The following is a 16,585-nucleotide window of genomic DNA, read 5'->3' on the forward strand; positions in this document are numbered from 1 at the left end:
TTCGACTTCAAGCCGGTACGCACCGACGGCATCGACGGGGTCTGGGAGTCCGCGAAGAACTGCATGCGCAACTACCTCATCCTCAAGGAACGCGCGGCCGCCTTCCGCGCCGACCCCGCCGTCCAGGAAGCCCTCACCGCCTCCCGCCTGGACGAACTCGCACAGCCCACCGCCGACGACGGCCTCAAGGCCCTCCTCGCCGACAGGTCCGCCTACGAGGACTTCGACGCGAACGCCGCCGCCGAACGCTCCATGGCCTTCGAAGCCCTCGACCAGCTCGCCATGGAACACCTCCTCAACGTCCGCTGACCCACCCACCGGGGCGCCCACCCGACCACCGGGCGCCCCGGGGCACCACCAGGGCCCGCCGTCAGGAGTCCACCGGCGCCGGCAGGGCGTACGCCGCGGGGTCGGCCAGTACGTCCTGCATCACCAGCGCCGCCGCGCCCCGCGCCGCGTCGCCCGCGACGGACGAGGCGCGCAGCCTGTCGCCGCCCCGGGACCAGAGGCCGGACACCACCCGGCCCGTCAGCTCCTTGTCGGCGGGCGGCGACAGCCACGGCATCAGGCCGCGGTAGATCCCGCCGAGCACCACCGCGTCCGGGTCGAACAGATTGACCGCGCCGGAGAGCACCTGCCCCAGCATCCGGCCCGCTTCCGCCACGGCGGCCAGCGTCACCGGGTCACCCGCCTGCGCCCGCCGCTCCAGCTCCATCACTCCCGCGGCGCCGCCCGCGGACTCGTCGATGCCGGCCGCCCGGAGCAGAGCCGACTGGCCCGCGTACTGCTCCAGGCAGCCACGCGAGCCGCACCGGCACTCCGGGCCCGCCGGGTCCACCACCACATGGCCGATCTCCCCGGCGAACCCGTGCGCGCCGCGCAGCAGTTCACCGTCGAGGACCAGGGCGCCGCCCACACCGATCTCGCCCGTCAGATAGAGGAAGCTGCGGACCGCGTCGAGTCCGCCGAACCACAGCTCGGCCAGCGCCGCGAGATTCGCCTCGTTCTCCGAGCGGACGGGCAGCGGTGCGGTGCCGGGACGCAGACCGGCGAGGGCCTGCGCGAACAGTTCCTCGGCCGCGACCTGGTTCCAGCCCAGGTTCGGGGCCTGGCGCACCGCACCGCCCGAGACGAGTCCTGGCAGCGCCAGCGCCGTACCGACCGGGTACAGATCCTGCTCGCGCGCCGAGTCCAGGGTGCGCGCGGCGATCCCAGCCGCCCGCGCCAGGACCTCCCCGGGCGGTGCGCCACGGTTGTCCAGGTGCTCGGTCTGCCGCACGCGTCCGGTGCCCGCCAGATCCACCACGCACACCGACACGTAGTCGATGTTGATCTCCACGCCGAACCCGGCGGGCCCCGTGCGCGCCACCTTCAGTGCCGTACCCGGGCGCCCGGCCTGACCGCTGAAGGTCTTGCCGGTCTCGGTGACGAAGCCGCTCTCCAGCAGCTGCTCGACCAGCGAGGACACCGCGGCCCTGGTGAGTCCGACGCGTGCCGACACTCCGGCCCTGGTCGCCTCACCGGCCTCACCCTCGTCCCGCACGGCGCGCAGCACGAGGCTCAGGTTGTGGCGGCGCACGGTGTCCTTGTCGGCCTTGGACCCCAGGGGTGCGAGGTAGCTCTTCATATCGGCGACGAGCCTATGCGATGCCTGTCGCGGACCACGCGCCACAGGGGCTCAGGGCTTCGCGCCCCGGGCCTTCAGCATGTCCGCCATCAGCGAGATCTCCGACTTCTGGGCGCGTACCATCCCCGCAGCCAGACCCCTGATCTCGTCCGTGCCCGCGGAGCCCGCCGCAGCCTGCGCCATCTCGGCCCCGGCCCGGTGGTGGACGGTCATCAGCCGCAGGAACAGCACATCGGCGTCCCTGCCAACGGCGGCGCGCAACCGGTCCAGCTGGGTGTCCGTCGCCATGCCCGGCATGAGGGAACCGTCGGACGGGACGACCGGGTGGCCCATCCACTCCATCGGCGGCCGGTCCGAGCTCCTGGGCCTGCCCCAGGTCTCCAGCCAGCCCAGCATCATGCCCCGCTGGTTGGCCTGGGTGTTGATGACGTCGTACGCGAGCCGGCGCACGTCCTCGTCCTTCGTACGGTCCCGGACGATGAAGGACATCTCCACCGCCTGCTGATGGTGGACCGACATGTCCCGGGCGAACCCCACATCGGCGGAGCTCTCGGCAGGTGCGGCGGGCACCGCTGCCGCCGACGGCCGCAGGACCATCAGCAGTACGAGTCCCACGGCCACTGTGGACACCGCGGCCCCCGCCCACACCAGTGAACGGGGCCCGCGCGTGGCCGAAGTCATTCGGCGACCCCGCCGGAGCAGGCGGCACCGAGCTCAGGGGTCTGCGGACCCTGGACGTACTTGGTGAAGAGCTGCGCGACGCGGGCATCGGTGGCGCTCTTCACGGTGAGCTGCTTGCCCCAGGCGCTGAGCATCAGCGGCTCCTTCTGGTCGGCCACGGGGCTCATCAGGGAGTAGGGCGTCCTGCCGACGCGCTCGGAGAGCGCATCGACGTCGGCGGCCTTCGCCTTGTCGTTGTACGTGACCCAGACGGCGCCGTGCTCCAGGGAATGGACGGCGTTCTCGTTCGGTATCGCCTCGGTGTGGACATCGGCGTCGCAGTTCATCCAGACCGGGTCGTGGTCACCGCCGACGGGCGGGTTCATCGGGTAGTCCACGGGCGTCCCGACGTGGTCCTGGGTCAGGTCGTCCCAGGACTTCTCACCGGTGACGGGCGAGGTCCTGGCCTGTTCATCGGCCTTGTCCTTCTTGTCGGTGGCCGACATCAGATAGCCGCCACCGGCGACGAGGCCGGCGACCACGGCGACGGCCGCCGCGATGGTGATCACGCGGTTGCGGCGCTCGCGGGCCCGTTCCTTGCGGCGGGCGTCCTCCAGCTTGGCGCGGCGCGTGGCGGCAGGGTTGTTCTGCTTCTTGGCGGAGGGCATGACAGGTCCTCGGGTTCAGCGGATCGGGAAGAGGGCATACGGGTGTGCCGCCTCCCGCGCATCGGCGGCGCGAAGGGCGGATCCGGCATGTCCTAGATCCGTTGGACCTGGAGAAGCAGTTGGTCGACTGCGCCCACGCTGTCGTTCGACGGGCCCCTGATGGCCGAGGCGCCGGTGAGCGGGGCGGTCCTGACTGCCACCGAAGGGCAGGGCGGGGACACGGGCGCGGGATGACCGGGGAGCACGACGGCCGTTGAGTGGTCCACCGTTCCATGACAGGAAGTGCCGCCCATGCCCCGTTCATCCGGGGAGTCCACGACGACGACCGAAACGGTGGCCGCGGGCGCCGGGGCGAATGCCGTCGTGGCCGTCGTGGACGGGGCCTCGTGGGGTGCGGCCGTGGCCGCCGGTGACCAGCAGAAGAACGCCGCCACGAGCAGCAGTGCCCAGACCGGGGCGACGAGCGGACCGTTGCCGCTCCGTCGCCGGTGGGTCCATCCGCTCGCGCTGCTCATCCCCGTCATCGTAAGGGGTGGATGAACTTTCAAGGAGTTCGGCCCACAGGTCGGCGCGATACTCTGCCCCGGTGACGACGCAATCGAACGTACCAGCGGGCTGGCATCCGGACCCCCACGGCGCGCCTCAGCTGCTGCGCTACTGGGACGGCTCCCGGTGGACCGAGCACACGCACCCCGCCCAGGGACAGGCACCGGCTCAGGGGCAGGCCCCCGCCCAGGGGCAGGCCCCCGCGCAGGCCGGCCGGCCGAACTCCGCCGTGCCGCCGCAGCAGTTCGCCCCTCAGCAGGCGGCTCCGCAGCAGGCGCCCGCCCAGCAGTTCGCGCCCCAGCAGGCCCAGCAGCCCCAGCAGGGCGTGCCCAGCGGCGGCTCGCTGTTCAACCAGCAGGTCCTGGTCGTGAACCAGAAGGCCAAGCTGATCGAGGTCACGAACGAGTACAGCGTCTTCGACCAGCAGGGCAACACCATCGGTACGGTCGTCGAGGTCGGCCAGAGCAGCATGCGCAAGGTGCTGCGGTTCGTCTCCAGCGTCGACCAGTACCTCACGCACCGCCTGGAGATCCGCGACGCCTACGGGCAGCCGCAGCTGCTCCTGACCCGCCCGGCGAAGTTCATCAAGTCCAAGGTGATCGTCCAGCGCCCCGACGGGCAGCCCGTGGGCGAGATCGTCCAGCAGAACGCCATCGGCAAGATCAACTTCGCGATGATGGTCAACGGCCAGCAGGTCGGCGCGATCAAGGCCGAGAACTGGCGCGCGTGGAACTTCGCCATCGTCGACCACAACGACGCCGAGGTCGCCAGGATCACCAAGACCTGGGAGGGCCTGGCCAAGACCATGTTCACCACGGCGGACAACTACGTGCTGCAGATCCACTACCAGCTCCCTGAGCCGCTGCTGAGCCTCGTCGTGGCGACGGCGCTCACCGTGGACACCGCACTCAAGCAGGACTCCCGCGGCCTCGGCTGAGCCGCCACGGAGATGACGGGAGGGCGCCCGGCCGGGACCGGGCGCGCCCCGGGGTACTTCCGGGTGCCGGAGTAGGCCGGGCGGTCACCCGGGCGCGCCCGCCGGCCTGAGGTGGTGGGCCCTCAGGGGGTGTGGATGCCGAACCTCGCACCCTGGGCATCGCGGAGCTTCGCGACCCAGGGCCCGCCCGGGATGTGCGTCGGGGGCGCGAGCGGCTCGCCGCCCGCCGTCAGGGCCCGTGCGGTGGTCCTCTCGGTGTCGCTCACCGTGAAGTACGGCAGCCAGTGCGGGGGCGTCTCGGCCCGTTCGTCGTCGTCCTGCTCCTTCATGCCGCCGAAGTCGGCGCCGTCCACCCCCCAGTGGGTGAAGTGCTCGGACGCGCTGACCGTCCAGCCGAACACCGCGGGATAGAAGGCGAGCGCGCTCTGCGGGTCGGGGGTGTGCAGCTCGGCCCAGCCGAGGGTTCCCGGGGCGTTGAAGCGCCCCGCGCCCGGGAAGGCGCGGGCCTGCCAGAGGGAGAAGACCGCGCCGGACGGGTCGGCGACCACCGTGAATCTGCCCTGGTCGAACACGTCCATCGGTCCCATCAGTACCGTGCCGCCCGCCGATCGCACGGCGTCGGCCGATGCGTCGGCGTCCTCGGTGGCGAAGGAGACGGTCCAGGCCGGCTCCTGCTCCGGCCGGTAGAGGGGGCTGAAGGCGGCGACGGCGTCCTCCCCGACGCTCGCCATCGTGTAGCCGCCCGCTTCGGGCCGCGGATCGGTCCGGGAGCGCCAGCCGAAGAGCCCCGCGTAGAACGCCTGCGCCGCCTGCACGTCCGAGGTGCTCAGCTCGACCCAGCAGGGTCCGCCCGGTACCGGTTCGGTGAGCTTCATACGGTTTCCTCCCGAGGCGCACCAGCTGTCACATTCCTAGGCTGTTGTGCAGCACGCTAGGACGGTGCATGGGTGGCGGCTACCGGAGCGCCGGACGGGACCGCGGAAAGTAATTTACGTGTGTAACACCTGCTAAAGTAAATGAGTGAGTGATACAGCCATGCGACCCCGGAAGCCATCCGTCCACAAACTGCCGGTCACCGGTGTCCTGCGGCTGAACAGCCCCGCGGAGATCTGGTACAAGCCCGCGCTGAGCGTGGTGGTCGCCTCGGCCGTCCCGAATCTGCTGCTGTACTCCCTCGACCGCCTCGACCTCGTCATGTATACGATGGCGGGTTCACTCTGTGCGCTCTACGGGCACAACCTGCCTTATGCCCGCAGGGTCCACACCGTCCTCCGCGTGGTCCTGGGTATGGCGGCGGGCTTCGCCGTCGCGCTGGTCACCGCCTCGCTCACCGACTCGACCCCGGTGCTGATCGCGGTCGGCGCATTGCTCGCGGCCGTGCAGAAGACCTTCTGCGACGCCACGCGCATCGGCCCGCCCGGCAACGTGATCTTCACCTTCGTCACCTCGGCCGCGCTCTTCGCGCCACAGGAGATCGGGCAGGTGCCCGGCCATCTGGCCCTGATGCTGGCCGCCGGTGCCTTCTCCTGGCTGGTCAGCACCGGACCGGCCCTGTGGCGCAGGGAAGGGCCCGAGCGCCTCGCCACCGCCCGCGCGCTCGACGCCGCCGCGGCGTACGCGACGGCTCCCGACGCCCGGACCCGGCACGCGGTCGCCACCGCGGTCCAGGCCGCCTGGCAGTCTCTGCTGGCCGCCGGGCGCCCCACCCCCGTACGCCAGGAACTCGAACGGCTCGTCGTCCACGCCGAGCGGACCCTCGCCACCGTCACCACCGACAGCCACTTCCCCGGCGGCGGCCACGTCCCCGGCGCCGGCCCGGACGAGCTGCGCCGGTGGGCGGCGGACACCCGCTCCCGCGGCCCCGTCCCCAGCCCGCCCCTCGCACCCGGCACCGTCGAGCAGCTCTTCGGGATCGACGCCGAGCGGGCCGGGCAGCGCATGCGCAGGGGGCGGCGTGAGGCCCGGCGCAGGCTCCTGCGCGCCCTCGGCCCCGGTTCCCCCGTGCTGCCGGTCGCCTTCCGCACGCTCCTCGGCTGCGCACTGGCCGGCTACGTGTCCGCCGCGCTCGGGGTGGGCCACCCGTACTGGGCCATCGTCACGGCGGCCGCCGTCTACCAGCCCAACCTCGCCCTCTCCTGGAGCAGGGCCGTGCAGCGGACCGTAGGCAACCTTCTCGGTGTGCTGGCCTTCGCCGCGGTCATCCCGCTCGCCCGGGTCAGCTCGCTGGCGCTCGTCCTGTGTGTCCTGTTCTTCAACTTCGCCGCCGAGGCTCTGATCACCCGCAACTACTGGCTCGGCTCCATCGCCGTCACCCCGATGGCCCTGCTGATCCTCGAATTCGGCGGGTTCCAGCCGGCGGGTCAGCTCATCGCCGACCGCACCCTGGACACCCTCGTGGGCGTCGCGGTCGGCTTCCTCGTCGCGATCGCCGTCACCAACCGCCGGGCGTCCGGACGCGTCGAACTGGCCATCGCCGCGGCAGCGGACGCCCGGAGCCGGGCCGAGCGTGCGGTCGCCGACCCGGCGGCCGACGCCCTGGTGCTCGAGACGGCGCGCAGGAGGCTGACCGCCTGCCTCGTCGAGCTGCGCGACGCCAGTGACGTCGCATCGGGCGAGTGGTGGCAGCGCGCCCTGCCCGAGCAGGAGCTGCTGGCCGCCGAGCAGGCAGGACACCGTACGCTCGCGGCGACAGCACAGCGGCAGGGGCTGATCACCCTGCCCCCGACGAGCGGAGCGGTGTGACCGACGACATCGTGGCCTCGGTGGTACGGCAGTGGCAGGCCGTCAGCCCGGGGCTCGACACGGAGCCGATGGCACTCATCGGCCGTATCAACCGGTGCTCGGCCCTTCTTCAGCAGGCCGAGGACGCCCCGCTGCGGGCCGCCGGACTCACCCGTGCCGAATTCGACCTGCTCGGCGCGATGCGGCGCACCGACCGCGAGCTCACCCCGGGCGAGCTGGCCCGCGAGACCTTCTCGTCCGGGGCCGCCGTCACGAAGCGGCTGCGCGCCCTCCAGGAGTCCGGTCTGATCGCCCGCCGCAGCGACGCCAGGGACCGCAGGGTCGCCCATGTCGGACTGACCGAGGCGGGGCGCGGGCTGGTCGACCGACTGCTGCCCGAACAGCTCGCCTACGAGCGGTCGGTGCTCTCCGGGCTCGACCAGGAGACCCGGAGCGAGCTCAGCGAACAGCTCGGCGAGCTGCTGGTCCAGCTGGAGGGCCGGCTCGGCGGCCGCCTCTGACGTCTCCACGGCTCCTGCCGTCACCGTCGTCACCGCTCCTGTCGTCCTCACCGACCGTGAGGACGACAGGGTGGGTCATTCCCACGCGCTGCCCGCCGGTGCCGGCCGGCGCGAACTTCGCGCCGCATCGGTCGCACACCCGTCCGTCGCTCAGGAATCTGCGAATTTCGATCCGATTCGATCACATGTGCCCTCGTCCCGTTCTGAGGTGCAGATTGAATCGTATGAAGCGGCGGCACTCGCTCGTATGTGCGTACTATTTCGTATTCCTGCTGGGAATTCACCGGCCGTCATGAGTGACCACGGAGAACGACTGTCCCGCAGAGCCGGACAGGCGGGTCTGCTTTCTCCCGATTTCCGCATCACGTCACTCCCCGCGCACGTCCGACGGCGCTGAGTGCGAAAACTGGCGAGTGTATTACCGCCGGCGTGCTCGCGCAGGTGGTTGGGCGAATATGCCGAGGCACTGTTCTGATCTGGTTAGGCTCACGCGCAGTGAAGTCGAGTTGAGAAGAATCCGAGCACTTGTTCACAACTGTGCGCACAAGTGCGTGTACCTCCCGAATACCTTCCCGAATCAACCGCCAGAGGGTTTAGATGGTCCGTGTTGAATCACCGCCGACCAACAGAGACATCCCCGTAGTGCGCGCCGCGCTCCCGCCCGTTGTGCTGATGGCCGCCGCGACCGCCGCCGGTGCGGTGCCGGTCGCCGGAGCCGCACGGGTGGCAGTCATCTGGTGCGGGGCGATCGCCACAGTCGTGGTCGCCACGCTCGCCGTCGTGCTGAACCGCCGTCGCCGTGCGACGCGTGTCCAGCGCGCCGAGTACGAACGGCGCATCGCCTACCTGGAACACCGCATCGCGTCGTACGACCAGGAGACCGAACGGCTCAGCAAGGAACTCCTGCCCACCGCGATCCGCAGGCTGCGCGCCAGCAACTCGCCGCAGGAGGTGATGCGTGACGTCGTCGACGCCGACGCGTCCTACCGCAACCTCCCCAAGGCGCAACGCGCCCTGGTCCTCCAGGTCCTCGACATCATCGACAACGAGGAGGCCATGCGTGACTCCGCGCAGCGCGCCTTCGTCAGCGTCGCCCGCCGGGTCCAGGCCATCGTCCACCGACAGGCCAGTGAACTCCGCGAGATGGAGGACCACCACGGTCGCAATCCCGATGTGTTCGACGACCTGCTGCGCATCGACCACGGCACCGCGCTGATCGGGCGGCTCGCCGACTCCATCGCCGTGCTCGGCGGTGCCCGGCCCAGCCGCCAGTGGCCCAAGGCCGTACCGCTGTTCAGCGTGCTGCGCGGCGCGATGTCGCGGATCCTGGAGTACCAGCGCGTCGATCTGCACTCGATCGCCAAGGTCGCCATCGTCGGCACCGCCGTCGAACCGCTCATCCACGCCTGTGCCGAACTCCTCGACAACGCCACGCGTTACTCGCCGCCCCAGACGCGGGTGCACGTCACCGCGGTCGAGGTGCAGACCGGCATCGCCATCGAGATCGAGGACGGCGGCGTCAGCCTGAGCGAGGAGGCCCGGGTGCGGGCCGAGAACATGCTCGCCCAGGCCCAGGCAGGCATCAACATGAACGACCTGGGGGAGTCCCCGCGCCTCGGCATGGCCGTGGTCGGCCGGCTCGCCCGCATGTACCAACTCCAGGTCTCCCTGCGCCAGTCCGCGTACGGAGGGGTCCGCGCCGTACTCATCGTGCCGCGCGACATGATCACCACGGGGCCCGCACCGGGCATCGCGCACGGCATCGGCGCCACCTCGCGGCCGCAGAGCTCGCTGGACATGTCGCAGATGCAGCACGTCGTGCCGCCGCGTGGCAAGCACAAGGCGCGTCCCGCCGCGACCGGCCCCGTCCCCTCGCTCGCGTCACCCGCCGCCCCGCCGGCACCCGTGCCTGCCCCGGCGCCGTCCGCCGCACGGCCCGCGCCCCCCGCCGCGGCCATGAGCGACGACGAGATCGTCGTCACCGAGTGGACCGAGGGCGGACTCCCGCAGCGCCGCAGCCGCGGGCGCGCACCCCTCGGTTCGCACAACCTCCCGCAGCAGTCGGCGCCGGCCGCTGAACCCGCCGCGCGCAACGGTCACAACGGACAGGGCGGCGGCGGTTCGGCACCTCCCGGTCTCTGGCTCGAGGCCTTCACCCAGGCCGTCAACGGTGTGCCCAGGGGACCGCAGCACGAGACAGAGTCCGATGACGCGTGGGACAAGGGAGACGAGAAGTGATCCAGCAGCGGGGAAACATGGACTGGATGCTCAAGGAACTCGCCGACGACGTACCGAGCATCCATCAGATCGTGGTGCTCTCCGCCGACGGCCTCCGCATCGCCCGGCACGGCGGCGACCCCGACGTCGCCGACCGTCTCGCCGCGGCCTGCGCGGGACTGCAGAGCCTGGCCGCTGCGGTGGCCACCGAAATCCCCTACAGCGACGGCCTGATGAAGCTCGTCGTCATCGAGGTCACCGGGGGCTTCTTCTACCTGATGGCGGCGGGCTCCGGCGCCTACCTCGCGGTCCTGGCCGGCGAGACGGTCGACGCGGGACTTGTGGGCGCGCGGATGCGTGACATGGTGGTCCGGATCGGCGCGCACCTGACGAGTCCTCCGCGCCACGACGGGCAGGCCGGATGAGTCCTCCCCGACGAGAACGCCGAAAGGCCGACCCGGAGCTGAGCGACCCGGAACGGCTGTATGTGATCACCGGGACCCCCGACGGCGAGCGAGCGGCACTGGACCTCGTCACGATGGTCGTGGCGCAGGCCGAGCCGTCGCCCACGGTCCAGCCCGAGCAGGCCGCGATCCTGCGGCTCTGCAGGGCGCCGCTGTCGGTGGCCGAGATCTCGGCCTATCTGAGCCTGCCCTTCAGCGTGGTCACCTCGCTCCTGACAGAACTCCTGGCGACCGAACTGGTCGAATCGCGCGCGCCCATCGTCCGCGCCTCGCTCCCGGACCGGTCCCTCCTCGAAGCGGTGATGCATGGACTTCAGAAGCTCTGACACGATCACGGGCCCCCGCAGTGAGGACGTCCTCCCCAGCACGGCCACGGCCGCGGTGAAGGTCGTCGTCGTCGGCGGGTTCGGGGTCGGCAAGACCACCATGGTCGGCTCGGTGAGCGAGATCCGGCCCCTGACGACCGAAGAGACCATGACCCAGGCCGGCGTCGGCGTGGACGACAACGTGGGTGTGGAGACCAAGACCGCCACCACCGTCGCCATGGACTTCGGCAGGATCAGCCTCAGCGAGGAACTGATCCTCTATCTGTTCGGCACCCCCGGCCAGGAGCGTTTCTGGTTCCTGTGGAACGGGCTCTTCGAAGGAGCGCTCGGAGCGGTCGTCCTCATCGACACCCGCCGTCTCCAGGTCAGCTTCGACGTCATCGGGAGGCTGGAGGAGCGCGGCGTACCGTTCGTCGTCGCCGTCAACACCTTCCCCGGCGCACCGCACCACCCCGTCGAGGCGCTCCGCAGCGCCATGGACCTGCCGGACGAGGTGCCGATGATCGACTGCGACGCCCGGCTGCGCACCTCGAGCCGCGATGTGCTGATGACCCTGATGCGCTACCTGCACAGCCTCGCCGTGCCGCTCGCCTGACGACGGCACGCACCTCTGCCTCTGAACGGGCCCTGTCCCCAACTGGCCCGGTCTCGGACCCGCCTTACCTGGAGCCACTGTGACAACCCCCTTCCAGCATGAACCCGGATCGGTCACCGGTCCTGTGCCGCCCCCGCAGTGCCCCGCGCACGGCATGGGGATCGGGCCCGGCGGACTGCGCCGGCTGTACGGCCCCGAGGCCGAGGCGGATCCCGAGGGCCTGTACGACAAGCTGCGCGCCGAACACGGCACGGTGGCGCCCGTCCTGCTGCACCAGGACGTCCCCGCCTGGCTGGTCCTCGGACACAGCGAGAACCTCCACATGACCCGCACCCCCTCGCAGTTCTCCCGCGACTCCCGGCGGTGGCGTGGACTGCAGGACGGCAGCGTGGCCCCTGACCACCCGCTCGCCCCGCTCTTCACCTGGCAGCCGGTGTGCTCCTTCGCGGAGGGCGCCACCCACGAGCGGCTGCGCGGCGCGGTCACCGACAGCATGGCGCGCATCGACAACCGGGGCGTGCGCCGGCATATCAACCGGTACAGCAACCGGCTCGTCAACGACTTCTGCCAGGCGGGCCGTGCCGAGCTGGTCACCCAGTTCGCCGAGCGGCTCCCCATGATGGTGATGTGCGCGATCATCGGGATGCCGGAGGAGTACAACGACCGTCTGGTGCAGGCCGCCCGTGACATGACCCGGGGCTCGGAGACCGCGGTCGCCAGCAACGCGTACGTGATCGGCGCACTCGACCGGCTGGTCCAGCGCCGCCGGGAGACCCCGGCCGAGGACTTCGCGACCTGGCTGGTCGAACACCCCGCCGACCTCACCGACAAGGAGGTCAGCGAGCATCTGCGGGTGGTCCTGATCGTCGCCTACGAGACGACCACCAACCTGATCGCCAACGTGCTGCGGATGGTCCTCACGGACCCCCGATTCCGGGCCAGGCTCAGCGGCGGGCACATGACCGTGCCCGAGGCCGTCGAGCAGACGCTGTGGGACGAGCCGCCGTTCACGTCGGTACTCGGCCGCTGGGCGGTGGGCGACACCGAGCTGGGCGGGCAGCAGATCAAGGCGGGGGACGCCCTGATCGTCGGCATCGCGCCGGCCAACACCGACCCCGCGGTGCGGCCCGACCTCTCCGTCAGTATGGAGGGCAACCGCGCTCACCTGGCGTTCAGCAGCGGCCCCCACGAGTGCCCGGGCCAGGACATCGGCCGCGCCATCGCCGACGTCGGGGTCGACGCCCTGCTGATGCGCCTGCCCGACCTGGAGCTCGGCGTCGACGAGGAGAGCCTGCACTGGGCGGGGAACTTCATGTCGAGGCACCTGGTGGACCTGCCGGTGACCTTCGCGCCCACCCCGCAGCAGGAGATCGACGCCGAGCCGCTGCCCGCGGTGTCACGGTCGAAGGCACAGGCCGACTGGCAGGTGTCGTCACCCGCCGCCCCCCGGCGCCCCGTACCCGCACCGGCGGGCCACGTCCCGGCCGGAGCCGCCGGGCCGTACACGGAACCAGGGGAGGGAGCCGCCATCCCGGCGCAGCGGAGCCGGCCGACGCTCTGGCAGGCCGTCGCGCGCTGGTGGAACGGCCACTGACTCCGTCGTCGTTCACCGTTACGGGTGCCCCGGGTCTCCGGGGCCGGGGCGCCCGGCCGTCCGCCCCGTACCATCGAGCAGCGTGAAGCTGACAATTCTTGGCGGCGGCGGATTCCGGGTCCCTCTCGTGTACGGGGCACTGCTCGGTGATCACGCCGAAGGCCGCGTCTCGCGGGTGACCCTGTACGACACGGACGCGGGCCGGCTGACCGCCGTAGCCCGGGTGCTGGCCGAGCAGGCCGCCGGTATCGACGACGCGCCCGCCGTCCTCGCCACCGGCGATCTCGACGAGGCGCTGCGGGGTGCGGACTTCGTCTTCTCCGCCATCCGGGTCGGCGGTCTGGCAGGCCGCGCCGCCGACGAACGGGTCGCGCTCGACGAAGGCGTACTCGGCCAGGAGACGGTCGGGGCCGGCGGTATCGCCTACGGGCTGCGCACCGTCCCGGTCGCCACGGACATCGCCCGTCGCATCGCCCGGCTCGCCCCCGACGCCTGGGTCATCAACTTCACCAATCCGGCGGGCCTCGTCACCGAGGCCATGGCCCGGCACCTCGGCGACCGGGTCATCGGCATCTGCGACTCGCCGGTGGGGCTCGGCCGCAGGATCGCCAGGGTCCTGGGCGCGGACCCGCAGAAGGCATGGATCGACTACGTCGGCCTCAACCACCTCGGCTGGGTCCGTGGCCTGCGCGTGGACGGCCGCGACGAACTCCCGCGGCTGCTCGCCGACCCGGCGCTGCTCGGTTCCTTCGAGGAGGGCAGGCTCTTCGGCCCCGACTGGCTGCGGTCGCTGGGCGCGATCCCCAACGAGTACCTGCACTACTACTACTTCAACCGGGAGGCGGTCCGCGCCTACCAGGACGCCGAGCAGACCCGTGGCGCCTTCCTCCGCGACCAGCAGGAGGGCTTCTACGCCCGGATGAATGACCCGGACGCACCGCCGCTGGCCACCTGGGACCGTACGCGTGCCGAACGGGAGGCGACGTACATGGCCGAGAACCGGGACGTCGCCGGAGCCGGTGAGCGCGAGGAGAGCGATCTGGAGTCCGGGGGGTACGAGCAGGTGGCGCTCGCCCTGATGCGCGCCGTCGCCCGTGACGAACGCACCTCGCTGATCCTCGACGTCCGCAACCGGGGCACCCTGCCGGTGCTCGACGAGGACGCCGTCATCGAGGTGCCCTGCCTGGTCGACGCCAACGGCGCGCATCCCGTGGCCGTCGATCCGCTCCCGTACCACGCGGTCGGCCTGGTCACCGCGGTGAAGGCCGTGGAACGGGCGGTGCTCGAAGCCGCGGAGAGCGGCTCACGGGCGGCGGCCGTGCGGGCCTTCGCGCTGCATCCGCTGGTCGACTCCGTCTCCGTGGCCCGCCGGCTGGTCGACGGCTACACGAAGGTCCACCCCGGGCTCGCCTACCTCGACCGGCTCTGACCGGGAGGTCGCCCGACAGGCTCTCAGGGGGCGGGCACGGCCCTCGGCCTGCCGGAAGGGCCCCAGGACGGCGCGACGCCGGTGACCTGGCACACCATGAGGAAGAGCGGAATGGGCGGTGTGTAGGGCGTACGGCTGTCCGGCGCGTGGATCAGCCGGGGGCGCCCCGCGGGGACGTAGGCCCCGGCGGCGTACGACGCCTGCTGCGGCCAGTCCAGGTCGAGATCCGAACCGGAGGGCACGATCCACCACCACTGGTCGGCGTCGGCGAACACGCAGCCGGCGCGCGGCAGATGAGACATCAGCCGGAAGCCGTACCGCGCGGGCACCCCCACCGCGTCGCAGCCGAGGCTCGCCGACAGCGCGGGCGGCAGCGGAAGCCTCACCCGGCCGGGTGCGAGGCCGTCACCCACCGGCCGGGGGCGGCGGGCACCGAGGAGCTGTGACAGCGCGTTCCTCAGCATGCCTGCTCCGAGCCGTACGGCAGCTCGGCCCACACGATGCGTCCCGAGTGGTTCCCGGCGTCGTGGGATCCCCAGGCGCTGCTCATGGAGTCGACGAGCAGCAGCCCGCGCCCGTGCTCGCCCTCGGCGGTCAGGGACAGCCGGGGGCCGCCGGGCTGATGTCCCTGGTCCTGCACCGATATGCGCAGCCGGCTCTCGTCGCACCGGAGTTCGCAGACGACCCGGGCACTGGCCGTGTGCACCACCGCGTTGGTCACCAGCTCGGAGACGATCAGCACCGCGGCGTCATGGGTGTCCCCGGCCTGCCGCCAGTCCGCCAGCCAGGCCCGCGTGAGACGGCGGGCGCCGGCCACCGACTCGGGGTGCGCCGGCAGCGCGAAGCAGTAACGGAGCGCTTCAGCCCCGGGGCTGAGGTCCATGAGCCGGGGGATGAGCGCACTGCCAGGTGCCACGACCAATTCCTCACAGTGGGGGCTGCGTCACGCTTCGCACCGGCCCGCATCTGGCGGGCAGGATCACGCGAACTTGGTTCGGATACCAACTCTCCCTCTGACAAGAACACTTGGCAAGGGGCACTCTGAAAAATTCAGAGTGGCTGTGTCCCTGGAGCCGTGCGCATGGCACACTGCTCGCACATAGCGCATCGGGAGGTCTGAAGTGAGCGAACCGCGGTCAGCCCCGACCGTGGGTCAGGTCGTTCTCGGTAAGCGCCTGCAGGATCTGCGGGAGCGTGTCGGCCTGAGCCGTGACCAGGCGGCGAAAGTGCTCCGTGTCGCCCCGGGCACCATACGCAGGATGGAGACCGCCGAGGTCGGGCTGAAGATCCCGTACGTCCAGCTCCTCCTCAAGGCCTACGGCATCACCGACGACGAGACCGACGCCTTCGTCGAACTGGCGGAAGAGGCCAACAAGCCGGGCTGGTGGCAGCGCTTCCACGATGTGCTGCCCGACTGGTTCAGCATGTACGTCAGCCTGGAGGGCGCCGCCGCCCTCCTGCGCATGTACGAGCCGCACTTCGTCCCCGGCCTGCTCCAGACCGAGGACTACGCGCGTTCCGTCATGCGCACCGGCGCGGTCGGCCAGACCAGGCCCGAGGACATCGAACGCCATGTGGCGCTGCGGATGGAACGCCAGTCGCTGCTCACCAGGGCGGACGCGCCGACGCTCTGGGTGGTGATGGACGAGACCGTCCTGCGCCGGCCCGTCGGCAGCCCGGACGCCATGCGGGCCCAGGTCGACCGGCTGCTCGAAGCGACCGACCTGCCCAATGTGACGCTCCAGATCGCGGAGTTCTCGACCGGGCATCACCCGGGCACGTACGGCCCGTTCGTCCTCTTCCGCTTCGCGGTCCCCGAGCTGCCCGACATGGTCTACAGCGAGTACCTGACGGGCGCCGTGTACTTCGACGCGCGCGCGGAGGTGGCCTCCTACCTCGAGGTCATGGACCGAATGGCGGCTCAGGCCGCAACTGCACAACGCACGAAGGAAATCCTCAGGGACTTCCGCAAGGAGCTGTGATGAACCACATATACAACGGCATGCCGTCCGCCGACCTCGGCACCGAAGGCTGGTACAAGCCGTGGAGCGGTGGTAACGGGGGTAACTGCATCGAGGCCATGAAGCTGGCCGACGGCAGGGTGGCGGTCCGTCAGTCCGCGGACCCCGACGGCCCCGCGCTCATCTACTCCAACCGCGAAATCGCCGCCTTCATCCAGGGCGCAAAGGCCGGACAGGCCGATTTCCTTCTCACCTGACACACGGCTCACCTATCGTCGCACCACACGCTGTTCGCCGAAGTTCCCGACCAACGGAGTGC

General features: G+C 71.0%; 18 protein-coding genes and 1 pseudogene. 12 read left to right on the top strand and 7 right to left on the bottom strand.

The genetic code is table 11. The annotated features are described in order from the left end of the window. Positions 1 to 309 (top strand): annotated as a pseudogene (locus AB0C75_RS27535) (xylose isomerase); the annotation flags it as partial. 61 nt (positions 310 to 370) lie between these two features. On the opposite strand, the gene AB0C75_RS27540 reads toward AB0C75_RS27535, so the two are convergent. From AB0C75_RS27540 to AB0C75_RS27555, 4 genes are all read right to left on the bottom strand, one after another. Beyond that, positions 371 to 1,627 (bottom strand): ROK family protein, encoded by a 1,257-nt coding sequence (locus AB0C75_RS27540; protein WP_362894412.1) that lies wholly within the window; start codon positions 1,625 to 1,627, stop codon positions 371 to 373. 51 nt (positions 1,628 to 1,678) lie between these two features. After that, positions 1,679 to 2,308 (bottom strand): DUF305 domain-containing protein, encoded by a 630-nt coding sequence (locus AB0C75_RS27545; RefSeq protein ID WP_362894413.1) that lies wholly within the window; start codon positions 2,306 to 2,308, stop codon positions 1,679 to 1,681. After that, positions 2,305 to 2,955, bottom strand: a complete 651-nt coding sequence (locus AB0C75_RS27550; RefSeq protein WP_362894414.1) for a DUF3105 domain-containing protein — start codon at positions 2,953 to 2,955, stop codon at positions 2,305 to 2,307. The genes AB0C75_RS27545 and AB0C75_RS27550 overlap by 4 nt, the downstream gene beginning before the upstream one ends. Positions 2,956 to 3,047: 92 nt before the next feature. After that, positions 3,048 to 3,470, bottom strand: a complete 423-nt coding sequence (locus tag AB0C75_RS27555; protein WP_362894415.1) for a hypothetical protein — start codon at positions 3,468 to 3,470, stop codon at positions 3,048 to 3,050. Between the two features lie 71 nt (positions 3,471 to 3,541). Between AB0C75_RS27555 and AB0C75_RS27560 the strand changes: the two genes are divergently transcribed. Beyond that, complete coding sequence (locus tag AB0C75_RS27560; RefSeq protein WP_362894416.1) at positions 3,542 to 4,438, top strand: phospholipid scramblase-related protein; 897 nt, start codon at positions 3,542 to 3,544, stop codon at positions 4,436 to 4,438. Between the two features lie 122 nt (positions 4,439 to 4,560). On the opposite strand, the gene AB0C75_RS27565 is transcribed toward AB0C75_RS27560, so the two are convergent. Further along, the gene (locus AB0C75_RS27565; RefSeq protein WP_362894417.1) at positions 4,561 to 5,313 is read right to left on the bottom strand and encodes a VOC family protein; all 753 of its coding nucleotides are present in this window, start codon (positions 5,311 to 5,313) and stop codon (positions 4,561 to 4,563) included. A 160-nt stretch (positions 5,314 to 5,473) separates the two neighbouring features. Here AB0C75_RS27565 and AB0C75_RS27570 point away from each other — a divergent pair, with 160 nt between their 5' ends. The 8 genes from AB0C75_RS27570 to AB0C75_RS27605 all read left to right on the top strand — a co-directional run bounded on the left by AB0C75_RS27570 (position 5,474) and on the right by AB0C75_RS27605 (position 14,305). After that, on the top strand, positions 5,474 to 7,180 hold the full coding sequence (locus AB0C75_RS27570) for an FUSC family protein (RefSeq protein ID WP_362894418.1): 1,707 nt from the start codon (positions 5,474 to 5,476) through the stop codon (positions 7,178 to 7,180). Then, on the top strand, positions 7,177 to 7,680 hold the full coding sequence (locus tag AB0C75_RS27575; RefSeq protein WP_362894419.1) for a MarR family transcriptional regulator: 504 nt from the start codon (positions 7,177 to 7,179) through the stop codon (positions 7,678 to 7,680). Before AB0C75_RS27570 ends, AB0C75_RS27575 begins: the two co-directional genes overlap by 4 nt. Positions 7,681 to 8,277: 597 nt before the next feature. Beyond that, a complete protein-coding gene (locus AB0C75_RS27580) occupies positions 8,278 to 9,918 on the top strand; it encodes an ATP-binding protein (RefSeq protein ID WP_362894420.1) in 1,641 nt (546 codons plus the stop codon). Beyond that, positions 9,915 to 10,322: a roadblock/LC7 domain-containing protein gene (locus tag AB0C75_RS27585; RefSeq protein ID WP_362894421.1), complete on the top strand. Its 408-nt coding sequence runs from the start codon at positions 9,915 to 9,917 to the stop codon at positions 10,320 to 10,322. The genes AB0C75_RS27580 and AB0C75_RS27585 overlap by 4 nt, the downstream gene beginning before the upstream one ends. Beyond that, positions 10,319 to 10,687 carry a DUF742 domain-containing protein gene (locus tag AB0C75_RS27590; protein ID WP_362894422.1) on the top strand — a complete coding sequence of 123 codons (369 nt, stop codon included), beginning with the start codon at positions 10,319 to 10,321 and terminating at the stop codon, positions 10,685 to 10,687. The genes AB0C75_RS27585 and AB0C75_RS27590 overlap by 4 nt, the downstream gene beginning before the upstream one ends. After that, positions 10,668 to 11,282 (top strand): ATP/GTP-binding protein, encoded by a 615-nt coding sequence (locus AB0C75_RS27595; RefSeq protein ID WP_362894423.1) that lies wholly within the window; start codon positions 10,668 to 10,670, stop codon positions 11,280 to 11,282. The genes AB0C75_RS27590 and AB0C75_RS27595 overlap by 20 nt, the downstream gene beginning before the upstream one ends. A gap of 79 nt (positions 11,283 to 11,361) precedes the next feature. Beyond that, positions 11,362 to 12,876, top strand: coding sequence for a cytochrome P450 (locus AB0C75_RS27600; protein WP_362894424.1), 1,515 nt, complete (start codon positions 11,362 to 11,364; stop codon positions 12,874 to 12,876). A gap of 82 nt (positions 12,877 to 12,958) precedes the next feature. After that, a complete protein-coding gene (locus AB0C75_RS27605) occupies positions 12,959 to 14,305 on the top strand; it encodes a 6-phospho-beta-glucosidase (RefSeq protein ID WP_362894425.1) in 1,347 nt (448 codons plus the stop codon). A 23-nt stretch (positions 14,306 to 14,328) separates the two neighbouring features. Here the strand turns inward: AB0C75_RS27605 and AB0C75_RS27610 are convergent, their stop codons facing one another. Further along, on the bottom strand, positions 14,329 to 14,769 hold the full coding sequence (locus AB0C75_RS27610; RefSeq protein WP_362894426.1) for a hypothetical protein: 441 nt from the start codon (positions 14,767 to 14,769) through the stop codon (positions 14,329 to 14,331). Beyond that, on the bottom strand, positions 14,763 to 15,221 hold the full coding sequence (locus tag AB0C75_RS27615; protein WP_362894427.1) for an ATP-binding protein: 459 nt from the start codon (positions 15,219 to 15,221) through the stop codon (positions 14,763 to 14,765). Before AB0C75_RS27615 ends, AB0C75_RS27610 begins: the two co-directional genes overlap by 7 nt. Positions 15,222 to 15,426: 205 nt before the next feature. On the opposite strand from AB0C75_RS27615, the gene AB0C75_RS27620 reads away from it, so the two are divergent. Then, positions 15,427 to 16,287 carry a helix-turn-helix transcriptional regulator gene (locus AB0C75_RS27620; protein WP_362894428.1) on the top strand — a complete coding sequence of 287 codons (861 nt, stop codon included), beginning with the start codon at positions 15,427 to 15,429 and terminating at the stop codon, positions 16,285 to 16,287. Then, positions 16,287 to 16,523, top strand: a complete 237-nt coding sequence (locus tag AB0C75_RS27625) for a DUF397 domain-containing protein (RefSeq protein WP_362894429.1) — start codon at positions 16,287 to 16,289, stop codon at positions 16,521 to 16,523. The genes AB0C75_RS27620 and AB0C75_RS27625 overlap by 1 nt, the downstream gene beginning before the upstream one ends. The last annotated feature ends 62 nt before the right edge of the window (positions 16,524 to 16,585 follow it).

This window comes from Streptomyces sp. NPDC048565 (assembly GCF_040650935.1).
Taxonomy (GTDB): domain Bacteria; phylum Actinomycetota; class Actinomycetes; order Streptomycetales; family Streptomycetaceae; genus Streptomyces.